Source organism: Vibrio chagasii (assembly GCF_002954585.1).
GTDB lineage: Bacteria > Pseudomonadota > Gammaproteobacteria > Enterobacterales > Vibrionaceae > Vibrio > Vibrio chagasii_A.
This window is the reverse complement of record NZ_MSCI01000005.1, coordinates 1-584: the sequence shown is the minus strand read 5'-3', so window position 1 is coordinate 584 and position 584 is coordinate 1. Positions and strand designations below refer to the sequence as shown.

The 584-nt window shown below is 50.7% G+C and carries 3 tRNA genes; all 3 read left to right on the top strand.

Going from position 1 to position 584, the window contains the following annotated elements:
• Positions 1–84: 84 nt before the first annotated feature.
• The 3 genes from BTO10_RS22770 to BTO10_RS22760 all read left to right on the top strand — a co-directional run bounded on the left by BTO10_RS22770 (position 85) and on the right by BTO10_RS22760 (position 492).
• Positions 85–161, top strand: a tRNA-Met gene (locus BTO10_RS22770).
• Between the two features lie 33 nt (positions 162–194).
• A tRNA-Gly gene (locus tag BTO10_RS22765) sits at positions 195–270 on the top strand.
• Between the two features lie 145 nt (positions 271–415).
• A tRNA-Met gene (locus BTO10_RS22760) sits at positions 416–492 on the top strand.
• Positions 493–584 lie beyond the last annotated feature (92 nt).

The window sequence follows — 584 nt, the reverse complement described above, 5'->3', positions numbered from 1 at the left end:
CACACCTAAGCCTTGAAGATCGGGAACCTCGTGTATCGCTCCAATTTGATAAGTTCCCATCTACTTTAAATGATGGCATCCGGACGCGGGATGGAGCAGCTTGGTAGCTCGTCGGGCTCATAACCCGAAGGTCGTCGGTTCAAATCCGGCTCCCGCAACCACATTACAGTTAAACGCATTAGCGGTTAACTTATGCGACACTAGCTCAGCTGGTAGAGCGCAACCTTGCCAAGGTTGAGGTCACGAGTTCGAACCTCGTGTGTCGCTCCATTTTTGAAAGTGAAACATGAAGAGCATTCTGGAAGAGTGCAATCCTTGCCAAGGTTGAGGTCACACCTAAGCCTTGAAGATCGGGAACCTCGTGTATCGCTCCAATTTGATAAGTTCCCATCTACTTTAAATGATGGCATCCGGACGCGGGATGGAGCAGCTTGGTAGCTCGTCGGGCTCATAACCCGAAGGTCGTCGGTTCAAATCCGGCTCCCGCAACCACATTACAGTTAAACGCATTAGCGGTTAACTTATGCGACACTAGCTCAGCTGGTAGAGCGCAACCTTGCCAAGGTTGAGGTCACGAGTTCGAA